Source organism: Kitasatospora sp. HUAS MG31 (assembly GCF_040571325.1).
Lineage (GTDB): Bacteria > Actinomycetota > Actinomycetes > Streptomycetales > Streptomycetaceae > Kitasatospora > Kitasatospora camelliae.
Genome location: NZ_CP159872.1, coordinates 4,953,384 through 4,968,197, shown reverse-complemented (window position 1 = coordinate 4,968,197; position 14,814 = coordinate 4,953,384). Strand labels below are relative to the sequence as shown.

Below are 14,814 nucleotides of genomic sequence, written 5' to 3'. Positions count from 1 at the left end.
TCGGGCTCAGGCGGTGACGGTACGGCGCTCGGTGCTCGCGATGGTGGCCGAGCCGACCACCCGGGTGCCGTCGTACAGCACCACCGCCTGGCCGGGCGCGATGCCCCGGGCGGGGGTGTCCAGCCGGACCCGCAGCTCGCCGTCGACCAGCTCGGCGGTCACCGGCACCTCCTCGCCGTGCGCCCGCAGCTGCGCGGTGTACCGGCCCTCCCCGGCGGCGGGGGTACCGCACCAGCGCGGCTTGATCGCGGTCAGCCCCAGCACGTCCAGCCCCTCGGCCGGGCCGACCGTGACCGTGTTGTTCACCGGGGAGATGTCGAGCACGTACCGCGGCTTGCCGTCGGCGGCCGGACGCCCGATCCGCAGGCCCTTGCGCTGGCCGATGGTGAACCCGTACGCGCCCTCGTGCTCGCCGAGCTTGGTGCCGTCGACGTCCAGGATGTCGCCGGTGGCGGTACCGAGGTGGCGGGCCAGGAAGCCCTGGGTGTCGCCGTCCGCGATGAAGCAGATGTCGTGGCTGTCCGGCTTCTTGGCGACGGCCAGGCCCCGCTGCTCCGCCTCGGCGCGGATCGCCTCCTTGGTGGTGTCGCCGAGCGGGAAGAGCGAGTGCGCCAGCTGCTCGGCGTCCAGCACGCCGAGGACGTAGCTCTGGTCCTTGGCGGCGTCGACCGCGCGGTGCAGCTCGCGGGTGCCGTCGGGCAGGTCCACGATCCGGGCGTAGTGGCCGGTGCACACGGCGTCGAAGCCGAGGGCGACGGCCTTGTCCAGCAGCGCGGCGAACTTGATCTTCTCGTTGCAGCGCAGGCACGGGTTGGGGGTCCGGCCGGCGGCGTACTCGGCGACGAAGTCGTCGATCACGTCCTCGCGGAACCGCTCGGCGAGGTCCCAGACGTAGAACGGGATGCCGATCACGTCGGCGGCGCGGCGGGCGTCGCGGGAGTCCTCCAGGGTGCAGCAGCCGCGGGCGCCGGTCCGGAAGGACTGCGGGTTCGAGGACAGCGCCAGGTGCACCCCGGTCACCTCGTGGCCCGCCTCCGCCGCCCGCGCGGCGGCGACGGCGGAGTCCACCCCGCCGGACATCGCCGCCAGCACACGCAGTCGACGGCCATCGGACGGAGCGGTCGGAGCACCGGGGAAGTCAGTCATGATGCCCCAAGCCTACGCAACCACTCCTCGCCGACGGCAACCCGTTCAGGGGCGCGTGGGGACACCTCCCGGCCGAAGGCTGGGGGAGAACTGCGCGAAGGGGAACCCCGAACCCGCCAGACCGGACCCCGGGGCCACCCCCGCCCCCGAACCGGTCCGAACGCCGGCCCCCGCGCGACCGGGCGCCCCAACTACCGGCGGGAGGTGGCGAGTCCGGCGTTGCGGGCGCGGGTGACGGCGCCGGGCAGGGCGGCCGCCAGTGCGTCGAGGTCGGCCCGGGTGGAGGTGTGTCCGAGCGAGAACCGCAGGGAGGCCCGGGCCAGTCGCGGGTCCACCCCCATCGCCAGCAGCACGTGACTCGGCTGCGGCACCCCCGCCGAACACGCCGACCCGGTCGAGCACTCGATCCCCTGCGCGTCCAGCAGCATCAGCAGCGCGTCCCCCTCGCACCCGGGGAACGAGAAGTGCGCGTTCGCCGCCAGCCGCCCGGCCGGGTCCGGGTCGCCGTTGAGGACGGCGTCCGGGACGGCGTCGAGGACCGAGGCGACGAGGTCGTCCCGCAGGGCCTCGACGGTGGCCGCGTACCCCTCCCGCCGCTGGACGGCGAGCTCCGCGGCGACCGCGAAGGCGGCGGCGCCGGGCACGTCGAGGGTGCCGGAGCGGACGTCCCGCTCCTGCCCGCCGCCGTGCAGCAGCGGGACGGGTGCCGCGCTCCGCGCGAGCAGCAGGGCGCCGACCCCGTACGGGCCGCCGATCTTGTGGCCGGTGACGGTGAGCGCGGTGAGGCCGGAGTCGGCGAAGGAGAGCGGGACCTGGCCCAGCGCCTGCACCGCGTCGGCGTGCATGGGGATGCCGAACTCGGCGGCGACGGCGGCGAGTTCGGTGACCGGCTGGAGGGTGCCGACCTCGTTGTTGGCCCACATGACGGTGACCAGGGCGACCGAGTCGGGGTCGCGCTCGATGGCGGCCCGCAGGTCGGCGGGGTGGACCCGGCCGTGCTCGTCGACGGGCAGGTACTCGACGGCGGCGCCCTCGTGCTCGGAGAGCCAGTGGACGGCGTCGAGCACGGCGTGGTGCTCGACCGGGCTGCACAGCACCCGGATCCGGGCCGGGTCGGCGTCCCGGCGGGCCCAGTAGAGGCCCTTGACGGCGAGGTTGTCGGACTCGGTGCCGCCGGCGGTCAGCACGATCTCGCTGGGCCGGGCGCCGAGCGAGGCGGCGAGCGACTCGCGGGCCTCCTCGACCACCCGGCGGGCCCGCCGGCCGGCCGCGTGCAGGGAGGAGGCGTTGCCGACCGTCCCAAGGTGCTCGCCCATGGCGGCGATCGCCTCGGGGAGCATCGGCGTGGTGGCGGCGTGGTCGAGGTATGCCATAGCGCACCAAGTGTAGGCGTCGGCGGGATCACGATTCGGCCATTGCACGCTCTGCAACGCACCGTTAGCCTCCTGGGTCATCACCGGTGCGGGGCCGGCCCACGGCCGGCGCGGAGGGGGTGCGGTCGCGGTGTCGCAGACGGTCGACCGGGCGTTGACGATCCTGGCCTCGCTGGGCGACGGCCCGGCCTCCCTGGAGCAGGCGGCGGCCACCATCGGGGTGCACAAGTCCACGGCGCTGCGGCTGCTGCGCACGCTGCAGGAACACGGCTTCGTGACCCGCCAGTCCGACCACCGCTACCGGCTCGGCGGCCGGCTCCTGTCGCTCGCCCAGCAGGCGCTGGACGGCATCGACGTCCGCCAGGTCGCCGCGCCGTACCTGGCCTCCCTGAACGAGCGGTACGGGCACAGCGTGCACCTGTCGGTGCTGGAGGACGGCGAGGTGCTCTACCTGGACCGGGTGGAGAGCCGCTACCCGGACCGGCCGGCCGGCCGCCCCGGTTCGGCGGCCCGGATCGGGCGGCGCGCCCCGGCGGCGGCCACCGCGGCGGGCAAGGTGCTGCTGGCCTCCCTGCCCGAGGACCGGCTGGCGGCGTTCGTCGCCGCCCAGGACTTCCCCGCGCACACCCCGCGGGCGATCCGGACGGCCGAGGAGTTCCTGGCCGAGCTGGCGGAGGTGCGGCGGCGCGGCTGGGCGGTGGACCAGGCGGAGTACCTGTCCACGGTGAACTGCATCGCCGCCCCGATCGCGGGCTCGGAGGGCGCCGCCATCGCCGCCTGCTCGATCTCCGCGCCGCCCTGGGCGGCCTCGGTGGCCGAATTGAGCCGGCTGCTGCCGGAGCTGCTGTGCACGGTGGAGGCCATCTCGCTGGCGTACGGCGGCTCCCCTACTCCTCGCTGGTGCGAGAACCGTTGCGGTGCCAAGCACGAGGTGCGCGCCAGCCGTACCTGAGGGCGAGGATCCGGATCACGAAGGCGGTGAGCGCGGCCGCGGTGGCGGTGAGCGGGGTCAGGTGGTCGGTGGCGATCAGCACCGCGACCACGGTGGCGCCGACCAGGGCGGGCACGGCGTAGATCTCCCGGTCCCAGCGGAGCAGCGAGGGCGGTTCCATGGCCAGCAGGTCGCGGACCACGCCGCCGCCGGCCGCGGTGAGCATGCCGAGGGCCACCGAGGAGACCGAGCCGAGTCCGTAGTCGTGGGCCTTGATGGTGCCGGTGACGCAGAACAGCCCGAGGCCGGCGGCGTCCAGGGTCTGCACCGCGCGGTTGATCCGCTCGACCTCCGGGTGCAGGAAGAACACGACCAGTCCGGCGACCAGCGGGGTGCTGAAGTACCCGAGGTTGCTGAACGCCGCCACCGGGGTGGCCCCGATCACCAGGTCCCGCAGGACTCCGCCGCCCAGCGCGGTCGCCTCGGCCAGCACGCAGATGCCGAAGATGTCCATGTTCTTGCGGACGGCGAGCAGGCCACCGGAGAGGGCGAAGACGAAGATGCCGATGAGGTCCAGCGCCTGCTGAACCCCGGGCGGGAAGATTTGCGAGGTCACCGACCCATTTTCTCCTGCGAGGAACAGGTCGTCGAACCGGCATGGCTATGAATCGTAGGCACCCTCAGGCGAAGGTCTCGGTCGGGGCCGGCCCGCCGAGCGCGTTCAGCCGCTCCGGCATCCGCAGCGTGGTCATCCGGCGCCAGCCGCCGAGCCGCTCGTAGAGGTACACCGCGTGGATACCGGCCGCCAGCACCGCCGACTTCGCCCTGGGCCAGCGCAGGATCTCGCCCATGTGCGCCATCACCGCCAGGCTGACGTCCCGGTAGGTGCGGATCTCGGCCCGGGCGGTCAGCTGGAGGGTGTTCAGGATGGCGCGGCCGTGGCCGAGGGCGGCCAGCCGGAGCAGCTCCTCGTGGCAGAACGCCAGGTGGTTGTCCTCGTCGTTGGAGATCATCCTGACCGCCCGGCCCAGCACCGGGTGGTCGCCGAAGATCCCCTTCAGCAGCTGCATCTGCTCGGCGGCCCGCTGCTCGGTGACCCGGCTGTGCGCCAGGTACGTGATCACGTCCTGCTCGGTGAGCTGCTCCTCGCGGCGGAGCCGGGCGTGGGCCAGGCCGATGCCCTGGCGCTCCAGCATCATCGTGTAGTCGGTGTCGTCCGGGACGGTCACCGGGTCCAGGCCGCGCTTGTGCATCAGCGCGTTGAAGATCCGCCCGTGCTTGTCCTCGTCGGCGCCGTGCCGGGCCACCTTGGGGGCGAGGACCGGGTCGGGGACGAGCCGGGAGATCCGGCCGTTCTCCCAACCGCCCTGGTCCTCGCCCTTGGCCGCGATCGAGCAGAACAGCCGGAAGGCCTCGTCGTTGTCGTGGATCTCCTGGAACAGACTGCGCGCCGAGAGCACCTGGACCATCTCCCCAGCCGTGGGACGGATCGGAACACCGTCAGTGAACGCAGCCGCCGACCGCCCCGCAACAGGTGCGGCCGACGGCTGCGCCGTCCGAAGGACCCCGGCGACCGGACCCGGGGCCCGGGCCTACGCCGGGCGGGTGCCGACCGCCAGCAGCGCCGCCACCGGGAGGCCCTCCGGGTACCCGGCGGCGAGCCGGTCGTAGGCGGCCCGGATCCGGCGGACGGTCTGCGGCGGCTGGCCCTCGATCAGCGAGGAGGTGAGCACCGTCCCGCCGAGCACCGCGTGCCACCAGCGGTCCGGGTCGACCCGGTGGGTCCACTCCAGCCGCTCCACCCGGACCTCCGTGAATCCGGCCGCGCGAAGCAGCCCGGCCAGCCCCTCGGCGCCGGCGTACCGGGCGAACGGCGAGGTGTCCGGGACGCCGTCCGGGCGGGCGGCGCCGGTCTCGGCCACCGCGTCGAAGAAGACGCCCTGGGCGCGGTTGCGGGCCAGCGCGTCCCAGCAGGTGAGGACGGTCCGGCCGCCGGGGCGGAGCACCCGGTGCAGGTCTGCTGCGGCGGCCGGCGGATCGGGCACGTGGTTGATCACGAAGGCGCCCAGTGCCGCGTCGAACTCCCCGTCGGGGAAGGGAAGTCCGGGCAGGGCGGCCTCCAGCACCCGGATCCCGGGGAGGGCGGCCGCGGCCTCCTCCACCATCCCGGCCACCGCGTCGGTGGCCACCACCTCGGCGCCGCGGTCGGCCGCCAGCGCGGCCAGCCGGCCGGTGCCGCAGCCGACCTCCAGCACCCGGGAGCCGGCCAGCTCCCCCGCCGCGGCCAGCATCGGCCGGTGCGCGGCCGCGGTCATCGCGCCGAACCCGCCGTCGTAGGTGCCGCTGCGCCGGGCCCACCCGCGCCGCTCGAACTCGGCGAAACCGCCGCTGGTCATCCTGTCTCCCTCAGCCGCCACGACATGGTCGTCCGGCCGTGCCGCCCCCACCCTCCCACAGCCGCCGGAGCACGGGCGAGGGCCCTGCCGTCCGGGACGGCAGGGCCCTCGCCCGGGGCTGCGGGTCGGCTACGCGCCGCCCTCCGGGAAGTGGCAGGCGACCTGGTGGCCGGGCTTGGCGGCGACCAGGGCGGGCTGCTCGGTGGCGCAGATGTCCTGGGCCTTCCAGCAGCGGGTGCGGAAGCGGCAGCCGCTCGGGGGGTTGAGCGGCGAGGGGACGTCGCCGGTGAGCAGGATCCGCTCCCGGCCGCCGCCGGTCTCCTTGCGCCGCGGGTCCGGCACCGGGACGGCCGACATCAGCGCGTTGGTGTACGGGTGCATCGGCGAGGAGTAGAGCGAGTCCCGGTCGGCCACCTCGACCACCTTGCCGAGGTACATCACCGCGACCCGGTCGGAGACGTGCCGGACCACCGAGAGGTCGTGCGCGATGATCAGGTACGTCAGGCCGAGCTCCTGCTGGAGGTCGTCGAGGAGGTTGACGACCTGGGCCTGGATGGAGACGTCCAGGGCGGAGACCGGCTCGTCCGCGACGATCATCTTGGGCTTGAGCGCCAGCGCCCGGGCGATGCCGATGCGCTGCCGCTGGCCGCCGGAGAACTCGTGCGGGTAGCGGTTGTAGTGCTCGGGGCTGAGGCCGCAGAGCTCCAGCAGCTCCTGCACGGCCTTCTTCACACCGCCCTCGGTGGCCACCTTCTGCAGCCGGAACGGCGCGCCGACGATGGTGCCGACGGTGTGCCGCGGGTTCAGCGAGGAGTACGGGTCCTGGAAGATCATCTGGATGTCGCGGCGCAGCGGCCGCATCGCCCGGACCCCGAGGTGGGTGATGTCGGTGCCCTCGAACTCGATCTTCCCGCCGGTGGGCTCGTCGAGCCGGGTGACCAGGCGGCCCATCGTGGACTTGCCGCAGCCGGACTCGCCGACCACGCCGAGGGTCTCGCCGGCGTTGACCGACAGGTCGATGCCGTCCACCGCGCGGACCGCCGCGACCTGGCGCCGCAGCAGGCCCTTGGTGACGGGGAAGTGCCGGGTCAGGCCGGTCACCCGGAGCAGCGGCTCGCGGTCGGGCGCGGGCGTGGGTGCCGGGATCGTCGCCGTCGATGAGTCCGTCATCGGTTCTCTCCAAAAAGGTGGTGCGTGCTCACAGCCGGGGCGCGATCTCTTCGGCGAAGATCCGGTGGCGTTCGGCGATCGGCAGGTGGCAGGCGGCGTAGTGCCGGGGCGCGGCCTCGGCCAGCACGGGCAGCTCGGTGGTGGAGCGTCCGCCGGTCAGCTCGGCGTACGGGCAGCGCGGGTGGAAGGCACAGCCGGACGGCACGTTGATCAGGCTCGGCGGGGTGCCCTTGACCGGGACGAGCCGGTCCTGGAGTTCGCGGTCGAGCCGGGGCATCGAGCCGAGCAGGCCCCAGGTGTAGGGGTGCTCGGGGGCCTCGAAGAGGGTGGCCGCGGGGCCGCGCTCGATGGACTTGCCGCCGTACATCACCAGGATGTCGTCGGCCAGTTCGGCCACCACGCCGAGGTCGTGCGTGATGATGATGACGGCCGAGCCGAACTCCTGCTGCAGGTCCCGGATCAGGTCGAGGATCTGGGCCTGGACGGTGACGTCGAGCGCGGTGGTCGGCTCGTCGGCGATCAGCAGCGACGGGTCGTTGACCAGGGCCATGGCGATCATCGCGCGCTGGCGCATGCCGCCGGAGAACTCGTGCGGGTAGGAGTCCACCCGCTTGTCGGGCTGCGGGATGCCGACCCGGTCGAGCATCTCGATCGCCCGCTTGCGGGCCTCCTTCTTGGAGGCGCCGGGGTGGTGGGCGCGGTAGCCCTCGACGATCTGGGCGCCGACCGTGAAGTAGGGGTGCATCGCGGTCAGCGGGTCCTGGAAGATCATCGCCATCTTCTGGCCGCGCAGCTTGCGGACCCGGTCGGCGTCGGCGCCGATCAGCTCCTCGCCGTCCAGCCAGATCTCGCCGGAGATCCTCGGAGCGCCGCGCTTGGTGCCGGTGCGGTGCAGGCCCATGATCGACAGCGAGGTGACGGACTTGCCGGAGCCGGACTCGCCGACGATGCCGAGCGTCTTGCCCTTCTCCAGGTCGAAGGTCAGGCCGTCCACCGACTTGACCAGGCCGTCCTCGGTCGGGAAGTGCACCCGCAGGTCCCGCACCGAGAGGAAGGGCTTGTCGCCCTTGCTCAGGTCTTCCTTGCTCATGACAGCCTCACCCGGGGATCGACAACGGCGTAGAGAACATCGACCAGCAGGTTGGCCAGGATGATGAAGAAACCGGCGAAGAGCGTCACGCCCATGATCACCGGGAGGTCGCTGGAGCTGATCGCGGCGACCGCCTCGTAGCCGAGGCCGCGGAAGTTGAACGTGGACTCGGTGAGCACCGCGCCGCCGATCAGTCCGCCGAGGTCCATGCCGAAGACGGTGAGGATCGGCGTCAGGGTGGAGCGCATGGCGTGCTTGCCGATGACCGTGCGCTCGCCGAGGCCCTTGGCCCGGGCGGTGCGGATGTAGTCCTCGCCGAGCACCTCCAGCAGGGTGGCGCGGGTGAGCCGGGCGTAGGTGGCGGCGTACAGGAACGCCAGGGTGATCCACGGCAGCACCAGGTTCTGGAACCAGGCGACCGGGTCCACCGCGAACTCGACGTAGTCGTGCGGGAACCAGCCGAGCTGGTACACGAAGATCGCGCTGGCCAGCATGCCGGTGAAGTAGATCGGCAGCGAGACGCCGGCGAGGGCCGTGGTCATCGTGAACCGGTCCAGCAGGGTGCGCCGCTTGAGGGCGGAGACCACGCCGGTCAGGGTGCCGAACACCAGCCACAGGACGGCGGCGCCGACGGCGAGCGAGGCGGTGACGCCGAGCCGGTCGATCAGGACGGGCCACACCTCCTGCTCGGTCTTGAAGGAGTAGCCGAAGCACGGGGCGGCGCAGTGCGTGACGTCCACACCGGTGCTGTAGTCGCGCCCGGCGAACAGGCCCTGGAGGAAGAGCAGGAACTGCTCGACGATCGACTTGTCGAGGCCCATCTTGTGGCGGATGCCCTCGACCGCGGCCGCGTCGGCGATCTTGCCGACGTAGAGCAGGGCCGGGTCGGTGCCGGTCAGTTTCGGCACCATGAAGAAGATGCCGAAGGTGACCGCGGCGACCACCAGGAGCATGGCGACGACGTTCACGAGCCGTCGGATGAAATACACGAGCACTGCGGTCGGCCCCGCCCCGGGCCGGCCGGGGAGCCCCGGTAGGGGTCCCCGGCCGGCCCGGGCGGAGCCTTCACCTGCCCTTCGGACTAGCTGTTCTTACGGGAGCCGGGAGGTCAGGTCACTTGCCGTCGGAGACGCCGAGGGCCTGGAAGTCCACCTCGCCGAAGGCGTCGTTGATGTAGACGTTGGTCAGGCGCGGGTTGCGGTAGTTGAGCGCCTTGTCCGCGACGATCGGCAGGTACACCGCGCTGTCGGTGACCTTGTGGTTGATCTTCTTGTAGATCTCCGCCGCCTTGGCCGGGTCCTTCTCGGCGGAGGCCTGGTCGAACAGCGCGTCGACCTCGGGGTCCTTGGTCTCCGGGTAGTTGCTGTTGCCGGTGGCGGTGATGAAGCGGCCGTCCATCAGGGGCTGCATGTAGCCGGCGCCGTTCGGGAAGTCGGCGCCCCAGCCGGCGACGATCAGGCCGTAGCCCTTGCTGTGCACGACGTCCGGCGCACCGGCCACCGAGGCGAGCAGCTTGCCGTCGTACTGGTCGACGGCGGCGTCGATGCCCACGGCCTTCAGCGAGGTCTGCAGCGCGACGGCGGAGTTGACCTCCTTGGCCTTGTTGCTGCGGACCGCGATGGTGGTCTTGAAGCCGTCCGGCTTGCCGCAGGCCTTCAGCTCCTCCTTCGCCTTGTCCACGTTCGGCTTGCCCTTGGTCAGGCCGAACGGGTCGTAGTCGTCGGAGCCGAGGATGTTCGGGGGCAGCATCGAGCCGTAGATCGAGCCGGCCGAGTTGCCGCCGCGGGCGGTCTGCAGCGCGGTCGGGTCGGCCGCGTACAGGACGGCCTTGCGGCAGTGCTCGTTGTCGAACGGCGCGACGGCCGGGACCAGCGCGATGTAGCGGATGAAGCCGTTGTACGGGTTGTCCGTGTTGGCCTTGAGCTTCTGGTCGGTCAGGACCTTGGCCTGGGCGGCCTGGGAGAGGCCGGTCTGGGCGAAGTCCAGGTCGATCGAGCCGTCGAGCAGGCGGGCGTCCATGTCGTCCGCGTTGCTGGTGACGGTCAGCTTGACCACGTCCGGCAGGGCCTTGCGGAACGGGTCGGTGGCCGGGTCCCAGTTCTCGTTGCGGACCAGCTCGTAGGACTTGCCGGGCTCGATGGTCTTGAACTTGTACGGGCCGGAGGAGACCGGCTTGTCACCGTACTTGGAGCCGGTGTCCGACTTCTGCGGGACGGGCGAGGCCGAGCCCATGGCGAGCAGGTACGGGAAGGAGGAGTCCGGCTTGGCCAGCTTGAAGACGATGGTGGTGTCGTCCGGGGTCTCGACCGACTTCAGACCCATCTTGGCGGGGTCGGTGTCGGTGTAGGGGCCCTTGTAGTCCTGGCCCTGGTCGAGGGAGTTGATCAGGTAGGTCGGGCCGCCGGCGACGACGTCCTGGGCGAAGATGCGCTCGATGCCGTACTTGACGTCCTTCGAGGTGATCGGCGAGCCGTCCTCGAACTTGACGCCGTTCTTCAGCTTGAAGGTGTAGGTCTTGCCGTCGGCGGAGACCTCGGGCTGGGCGGCGGCCAGGTCCGGCGTCAGCTTCAGACCCTCCTTGCCCGGCTTGCCGTCGAAGGCGAGCAGGGTGCGGGCGTAGTAGCGCTGGTAGTTCCAGACGGAGGCGTAGTAGGCGCGGCCCGGGTCGAGCGAGTCGACGTCGGTGCTGGTCCAGAGGTTGAGGGTGCCGCCCTTCTTGTCGGAGGGGTTGAGCACCTTGTCCACGGCAGCGTTGAAGCCGCCCGCCGCGCCCTTGCTCGCGCCGTCGTTGGTGCCGCCGCCCTTGGTGCCACCGCACGCGGCGGTGGTGAGGGCCAGGGTGGCCACCAGCGCGGCAGCGGCGAGCGTCCTGTTTCGCTTCATGGGTACTGGATCCTCCAAATGATGTGCGGGCCCGAACGGTCCGCCGGGGGCGGCGCCCCAGTGGGGGTGTGGACAGGGCTGTGCAGCCCTGCCGGGTCTTGGGACAGTGCGGGCTCAGTTGCCCTTGGGGTCGAGCGCGTCGCGCAGGCCGTCACCGAAGAGGTTGAAGGCCAGCACCGTGATGAAGATCGCGAGACCGGGGATGACCATGTAGGTCGGGTCCACCTGGTAGATCTTGGTGGCGTCGGAGAGCATCTGGCCCCAGGACGGGGTCGGCGGCTTCACACCGGCGCCGAGGAAGCTGAGGGCCGCCTCGCTGAGGATGTTGGTGGGGATGATCAGCGTGGTGTAGACGATGATCGGCGCCACCAGGTTGGGCAGCATCTCGCGGAAGACGATGTGGCCGCTGCCGGCGCCCAGGCTGCGGGCCGCGTCCACGAACTCGCGTTCCCGCAGGGAGAGGGTCTGGCCTCTGACGATGCGCCCGATGTAGGGCCAGCCGAAGAAGCCGATGACCAGGACGAGGATGGCCATCCTCACGCCGCTGCCGGTCAGTCCGAGCAGCGAGTTGGGCATCACCGAGACCAGCGCGATGGAGAACAGCAGCTGCGGGAAGGCCAGCAGCACCTCCATGACCCGGCTGATCAGGGCGTCGATCCAGCCGCCGAAGTAGCCGGCCGCCGCGCCCATCACGACGCCGATGACCACCGAGACGCCGGCCGCCAGGAAGGCGACGGTCAGCGAGATGCGGGCACCGTACACGATGCGGCTGAACACGTCGCGGCCGAAGGTCGGGTCGACGCCGAGCAGGTAGTCCGCACTCATACCACCGAAGGGGTACTTGGGGAGACCCAGGTCGGGGTCGATCTGGTCAGGGTGCGGCTCGTCGATGGGGTGGCCGAGCAGGGAGGTCAGCAGCGGCGCGATGATCGCCACGACGATCAGCAGCAGGACCACGGCTCCGCCCGCGAGGGCGACCTTGTCGCGCTTGAGGCGGTCCCAGGCGATCCTGCCGGGCGACCGTCCCTCGATCTTCTTGGCCGGGGCGTCCGCGAGCGGTGACCCGGGCGGCACCTCGGTCGCGGAGCCGGTGGTCTCGATGGGTGTGGTCATGAGTCAGTTCGTTCCCCTCGCCGACGGTGGCCGGCCCACGGTGTCCGGCTCCGACGAGGCGGTCCGGGCCCGGTCAGGGCACGGACCTCGTTCGGTCCGGGTACGCGACGGTGCGATGCAGAGCGGTGCGGTGGTTCCGTTGGCCGGTGCGGCGGTGCAGAGTTCGTATTCGGGGTGCGGTTTGCTGTCGCGCGGCATGCACATCGCGCAATTCAGCGGCCCACGACGCGCGTTCACCTTCGTGGGGTTTCGAACCGCGCACCGCGTTGCGCAGAACTCTCTGTCATGCGAGCGCGCTTACGCCAGACCTGACAACCGAAGGATGCCCAACTGTGATCTGTCGACATGCAGGGCTGATTTGCCCGAATGGCGCTCTTCACACGGGAGTTACCCGCACGTCAAGGCACTCGCTGACGGGAGACCGCCAGTGGCGGGAAAATGCCACGGCGAAAAGGATCGGGAACGAACTCAGCGGCCCGGGTAGCCCTGCCACGGCTGCTGCGGCCAGCCCTGGGGCGGCTGGGCGCCCGGGGCCTGCGTGTGCGGGCCCGGGGCGTGCGTCGCCGGGCCGCCCTGACCCGGCACCGGGTAGCCGTACGCCGGGTAGGGGGCGGGCTGCGGCGCGGGCTGGGGTGCGCCCTGCGGGCGGCCGAAGTGCGCCTCGCGGTCGAAGATCGGCCGGGCGTTGGCCCACAGCCACATCGCCACCGGGTCGAACTCGTCCGCCATCAGCACGGTGGAGACCGCCAGCCCCTCCGGGGCGTGCACGGCGGCCCGCTGGACCAGGGCGCGGGCGGCCTCGACGGCCGGCGGCGAGGTGTCGTACAGGTCCAGACCGATCGCCAGGTAGGGCTCGCCCAGGGCGGGTTGGACCCAGACCCGGCGCAGCGAGCGCAGCGGGCGGACCTCGCCGGCCTGACGTTCCAGCACCCCGTAGAACTGCGCGGCCTGCACCTGGGGTTCGCCGAGCCGCAGCGGGCCGGCCGGCAGCCGGTCCAGGCCGACCGCGATCCGGCGCAGGTCGGCCCAGGGGATGCCCACGCCGCCGCCGGGGACGTGCGGGTCGAGCCACAGGCCCCAGCGGGTGCGGTAGAGCGCGGCGGCGATCTCCAGCCCGGTGATCACCTCGTGGCCGCGGGCCCAGCCGCTGGCGGCGAGCTGCTCGGGGGAGGTGACGCAGGGGGCGTAGCCGTGGCCGCCGACCTCCATGTTCCCGTACTGGGCGTCGGGGCTGCCGGGGGTGCCGTGCCAGAGCAGCATCCAGACCCGACCCTCGGCGAGAGCGCGCAGCAGCGTCTCGTAGGCCTCGAAACGCTCCGGTGCGACCTCTCTGAGGGCGCGCTCGATCGCGCCCGGGTCGCCCGATGCTCCCGTCACGTCGCCCTCTTCCGTCGTCTCTCCGGCTGCCATGGTGGGCTGTCGGCAGCAACCCTATTGGGCCGGGCCGACACGCGTCATGCCGCCGTCCCCCTACCGGGCGGTCACCATCGGCCCCACCCGTCCCGCCGACCCCGGGCGTGTCCGAACCGCCGCCGGCCGCTCAGGGCCGGACGTAGAACGGCGGCACCTGGGTGAGCAGCCAGTCGACCACCGGGTCCTCGACCAGGTCGAGCAGCACCAGGTGGACGCCCCAGCTCGGCGGCGCGGTTCCGAGGGCCCGGCCGAGCGCCTCGTTCACCGCGGCGGGCTCGGCGGGGGCCTGGGGGTCGAGCTGGACGCCCACGTACAGCAGAGTGGCCTCGCCCTCCACCTTGGCCAGCGCCCGACGTGCCGTCAACACTCCTGGCAGCGCCGCGAGTTCTGTGGTAGCGGCAGCGAGGAAGGCGAACGGCTCCTGGTGCGCGGAGGGCTCCTTGAGGGCCACCCGGGCCCCCTCGGGGACCGCCTCGCCGCCCTCACCGGGCGCGCCGCCGTCGCCGGACCAGCGGTCCCCGCGCGGGCCGCGGCGCAGCTCGCCGACACCCTCGGGGGGCACCGGGATGCCCACCGGCGCCTCCGGGTTGACCGCGATCCCGATGCCCAGCGGCAGCCCGCGGGCGAACTCCCACATCGGCGCGATCGCGAAGGCCATCCCGGGCGCGTGCTGCAGGAACTGCTCCTGGGAGGAGAACACCGGGACGTACGGGGCGCCGCCCAGCTCCAGCGTGGGCAGGTCCAGCGAACCGCCCTGCGGGTCCGCGCCCGCCGGCAGCGGGATCCACACCTGGCTGCGCGCCAGCACCTCGATCACCCGGGGCGTCGCGCCCGGGTCACCGAGCGCCGCGGTGAGCACCTGCTCCAGCTCGTTGGCCGGCCAGCTCCCGCCCTCGGGCGCCGCACCACCCACCGGGAAGCCCATGTACCACCCCTCCTGATCGATCCCTGGGTGCAAGGGTATCGGCGCGCGGGCCCGCCGCGCGCCGCCGCCGGGGGCGGATCGGGGGCGGATCGGGGGCGAACCGGGGGCGGATCACGGCGGACCGGGAGCGGACCGCCGCGGACCCGGAGTCCGGCCCCCTCTCCCCACCCGGTCCCCGGGCATGCCATGATGAGCCCGCCCAAACTTCATACCGGCCGATCGAACCCGCGCGGGAGAGTCCGGAACGCCCCGCCGAGGGGCGCACCCGGCGCCGAAGGAGCAAGTCCTCCCCGGAATCTCTCAGGCACCCATACCGCGTGGGCGAGGCACATCTGGAAAGTGGACACGGCCGTGCCGTGCGCCCACCCACGGTG

General features: G+C 72.4%; 13 protein-coding genes and 1 riboswitch. Of the genes, 1 reads left to right on the top strand and 12 read right to left on the bottom strand.

The window, feature by feature from the left end; translation table 11 throughout:
* Positions 1-6: 6 nt before the first annotated feature.
* Both mnmA and ABWK59_RS22435 read right to left on the bottom strand, forming a co-directional pair.
* A complete protein-coding gene (gene mnmA, locus ABWK59_RS22440) occupies positions 7-1,146 on the bottom strand; it encodes a tRNA 2-thiouridine(34) synthase MnmA (RefSeq protein ID WP_354642407.1) in 1,140 nt (379 codons plus the stop codon).
* Between the two features lie 191 nt (positions 1,147-1,337).
* Positions 1,338-2,519 (bottom strand): cysteine desulfurase family protein, encoded by a 1,182-nt coding sequence (locus ABWK59_RS22435; RefSeq protein ID WP_354642406.1) that lies wholly within the window; start codon positions 2,517-2,519, stop codon positions 1,338-1,340.
* A gap of 130 nt (positions 2,520-2,649) precedes the next feature.
* Here ABWK59_RS22435 and ABWK59_RS22430 point away from each other — a divergent pair, with 130 nt between their 5' ends.
* On the top strand, positions 2,650-3,471 hold the full coding sequence (locus ABWK59_RS22430; protein ID WP_354642405.1) for an IclR family transcriptional regulator: 822 nt from the start codon (positions 2,650-2,652) through the stop codon (positions 3,469-3,471).
* Here ABWK59_RS22430 and ABWK59_RS22425 read toward each other — a convergent pair.
* From ABWK59_RS22425 to ABWK59_RS22380, 10 genes are all read right to left on the bottom strand, one after another.
* Complete coding sequence (locus tag ABWK59_RS22425) at positions 3,407-4,066, bottom strand: trimeric intracellular cation channel family protein (RefSeq protein ID WP_354642404.1); 660 nt, start codon at positions 4,064-4,066, stop codon at positions 3,407-3,409. The genes ABWK59_RS22430 and ABWK59_RS22425 overlap by 65 nt on opposite strands.
* Positions 4,067-4,130: 64 nt before the next feature.
* A complete protein-coding gene (locus ABWK59_RS22420) occupies positions 4,131-4,910 on the bottom strand; it encodes a ferritin-like domain-containing protein (protein WP_354645063.1) in 780 nt (259 codons plus the stop codon).
* 132 nt (positions 4,911-5,042) lie between these two features.
* Entirely contained in the window at positions 5,043-5,846 is an 804-nt protein-coding gene (locus tag ABWK59_RS22415) for a class I SAM-dependent methyltransferase (protein ID WP_354642403.1), read from the bottom strand.
* A gap of 129 nt (positions 5,847-5,975) precedes the next feature.
* Positions 5,976-7,016, bottom strand: coding sequence for an ABC transporter ATP-binding protein (locus tag ABWK59_RS22410; RefSeq protein WP_354642402.1), 1,041 nt, complete (start codon positions 7,014-7,016; stop codon positions 5,976-5,978).
* A 28-nt stretch (positions 7,017-7,044) separates the two neighbouring features.
* Complete coding sequence (locus tag ABWK59_RS22405) at positions 7,045-8,106, bottom strand: ABC transporter ATP-binding protein (RefSeq protein WP_354642401.1); 1,062 nt, start codon at positions 8,104-8,106, stop codon at positions 7,045-7,047.
* The gene (locus ABWK59_RS22400; protein WP_354642400.1) at positions 8,103-9,101 is read right to left on the bottom strand and encodes an ABC transporter permease; all 999 of its coding nucleotides are present in this window, start codon (positions 9,099-9,101) and stop codon (positions 8,103-8,105) included. Before ABWK59_RS22400 ends, ABWK59_RS22405 begins: the two co-directional genes overlap by 4 nt.
* A gap of 118 nt (positions 9,102-9,219) precedes the next feature.
* Complete coding sequence (locus ABWK59_RS22395; protein WP_354642399.1) at positions 9,220-10,989, bottom strand: ABC transporter substrate-binding protein; 1,770 nt, start codon at positions 10,987-10,989, stop codon at positions 9,220-9,222.
* A gap of 114 nt (positions 10,990-11,103) precedes the next feature.
* Positions 11,104-12,102: an ABC transporter permease gene (locus tag ABWK59_RS22390; protein WP_354642398.1), complete on the bottom strand. Its 999-nt coding sequence runs from the start codon at positions 12,100-12,102 to the stop codon at positions 11,104-11,106.
* 468 nt (positions 12,103-12,570) lie between these two features.
* Positions 12,571-13,479 (bottom strand): enhanced serine sensitivity protein SseB C-terminal domain-containing protein, encoded by a 909-nt coding sequence (locus ABWK59_RS22385; RefSeq protein WP_420492828.1) that lies wholly within the window; start codon positions 13,477-13,479, stop codon positions 12,571-12,573.
* A gap of 163 nt (positions 13,480-13,642) precedes the next feature.
* Complete coding sequence (locus tag ABWK59_RS22380) at positions 13,643-14,440, bottom strand: enhanced serine sensitivity protein SseB C-terminal domain-containing protein (protein WP_354642396.1); 798 nt, start codon at positions 14,438-14,440, stop codon at positions 13,643-13,645.
* A 220-nt stretch (positions 14,441-14,660) separates the two neighbouring features.
* Positions 14,661-14,766, top strand: a riboswitch (glycine riboswitch).
* Positions 14,767-14,814: the final 48 nt, after the last annotated feature.

What these genes read in the sequence shown, in the direction of transcription:
- mnmA (WP_354642407.1), bottom strand. Translation starts at nt 1,146, where the DNA reads ATGACTGACTTCCCCGGTGCTCCGACCGCTCCGTCCGATGGCCGTCGA.
- ABWK59_RS22435 (WP_354642406.1), bottom strand. Translation starts at nt 2,519, where the DNA reads ATGGCATACCTCGACCACGCCGCCACCACGCCGATGCTCCCCGAGGCG.
- ABWK59_RS22415 (WP_354642403.1), bottom strand. Translation starts at nt 5,846, where the DNA reads ATGACCAGCGGCGGTTTCGCCGAGTTCGAGCGGCGCGGGTGGGCCCGG.
- ABWK59_RS22410 (WP_354642402.1), bottom strand. Translation starts at nt 7,016, where the DNA reads ATGACGGACTCATCGACGGCGACGATCCCGGCACCCACGCCCGCGCCC.
- ABWK59_RS22405 (WP_354642401.1), bottom strand. Translation starts at nt 8,106, where the DNA reads ATGAGCAAGGAAGACCTGAGCAAGGGCGACAAGCCCTTCCTCTCGGTG.
- ABWK59_RS22395 (WP_354642399.1), bottom strand. Translation starts at nt 10,989, where the DNA reads ATGAAGCGAAACAGGACGCTCGCCGCTGCCGCGCTGGTGGCCACCCTG.
- ABWK59_RS22390 (WP_354642398.1), bottom strand. Translation starts at nt 12,102, where the DNA reads ATGACCACACCCATCGAGACCACCGGCTCCGCGACCGAGGTGCCGCCC.
- ABWK59_RS22380 (WP_354642396.1), bottom strand. Translation starts at nt 14,440, where the DNA reads ATGGGCTTCCCGGTGGGTGGTGCGGCGCCCGAGGGCGGGAGCTGGCCG.